Below are 1,675 nucleotides of genomic sequence, written 5' to 3' on the forward strand. Positions count from 1 at the left end.
CTTGCCGTTTAACCCCAGAAGGCTATCAAGGCTCTGATGCTGTTTCGGAACCAGGTTGAGCGCGTGTTCCTGTTCTTCGAGACAGCGACGGGTTGAGGCAGCTCAGCACCGGTGTGTTCGACGATTCACCGGACAGGGCGACGGCCTCCGAGTGACTATGGGTTCTGCGAAGAATACTCACTGTCGCGAAGGAGGCCGTCGTGTCCAGTGTCCTGCAACCTGCGATCGTCTGCGGCCGGTTGGCGGTTTTGGCCGGGTTCCGCCGCGGCTTCTACGAGGCGTTGACCGCGCGGCGTGATGAGCTGTTCGAGCTGGCTGACGCGGTGCTGTGTACCGACGGCGCGGTGAAGACGCTGGTGGAGCTGGCGTTGGCACCCGAGCACCAGCGCGGGCACGGGGCACTCTACGACGGGATCAACCACGGCGGTCTGGACATCGGCAGGCTGCGGCGCGCGGTCGGCGATGCACCGCTGCCTCGGGCGGCGGATGGCCGGCTGGTGCTGGCCGTGGATGTGTCGCCGTGGCTGCGCCCGGACGCTAACACCTCGCCTGACCGGTGCTTCTGCCACACCTATGGCCGCGGCAGAGACGAACACCGCATGATCCCGGGGTGGCCGTACTCGTTCGTCGCCGCGCTGGAGTTCGGCCCGACGTCGTGGACCGCGATCCTGGACGCGATCCGGCTGCCGCCCGGCGCCGACGTCGTTGCGATCACCGCTGAACAGTTGCGCGAGGTCGTGCAACGCCTGCTGGCTGCCGGGCACTGGACGGCCGGCGATCCGGAGATCCTTATTGTCATGGACGCCGGATACGACGCCCCGCGCATCGCGTTCCTGCTCGCGGACCTGCCGGTCCAGATCCTCGGACGGCTGCGCGGCGACCGGGTGTTCCGCCGCCCGGCCCCGCCGTACGTCTACAACCTCAAAGGCGGACGCCCGCCCAAGCACGGCGGCGAGTTCGTCTTCGGCGACCCGGCCACCTGGAACACCCCGAACGTCTCCACCACGACTGACAACACACACTACGGCGCCGCGACCGCACAAGCCTGGGACCGGTTACACCCGATCCTGACGCACCGGGCCGCATGGGCTGACTTCCCCGGCGACCTGCCGGTCATCGAAGGAACCGTCATCCGCCTCCAGGTCGACCACCTGCCGTCCGGCGGCGATCCGAAGCCGGTGTGGCTATGGTGGTCGCGCGTCGATGCCACGGCCGAGGACGTTGACCGGGCCTGGATGGCGTTCCTGCGCAGGTTCGATATCGAGCACACCTTCAGGCTCCTGAAGCAGACCCTGGGCTGGACGGCTCCGCGGCTTCGCGACCCGGCGGCCGCCGACCGCTGGACCTGGATCGCCATCGCCGCCCATACCCAGCTGCGCTTGGCCCGCCCGCTCGCCTCCGACCTGCGCCGCCCCTGGGAGAAACCGCTGGACCCCGAGCGCCTCACCCCGGCTCGGGTCCGCCGGGGGTTTCGGAACCTCCGCGCGAAGATCCCATCTCCAGTGCGTGCGCCGAAACCGTCACGTCCTGGGCCTGGACGGCCGCCCGGCTCGAGTAACCGCAAGCGGGCCACCGTCCACGACGTCGGCCGGGTCCTTGCGACCGGCGAGGCCTACGCCAGACCCGAACACCACAAGAAGGGCACCAAACCCCGCCGAAAAGGTTAAACGACAAG

General features: G+C 68.6%; 1 protein-coding gene. It reads left to right on the top strand.

The annotated features are described in order from the left end of the window. Nucleotides 1-212: 212 nt before the first annotated feature. Entirely contained in the window at nt 213-1,667 is a 1,455-nt protein-coding gene (locus tag ABH920_RS50000; protein WP_370356984.1) for an NF041680 family putative transposase, read from the top strand. Nucleotides 1,668-1,675: the final 8 nt, after the last annotated feature.

Origin of the sequence: Catenulispora sp. EB89, from assembly GCF_041261445.1 — a bacterium.
GTDB lineage: Bacteria > Actinomycetota > Actinomycetes > Streptomycetales > Catenulisporaceae > Catenulispora.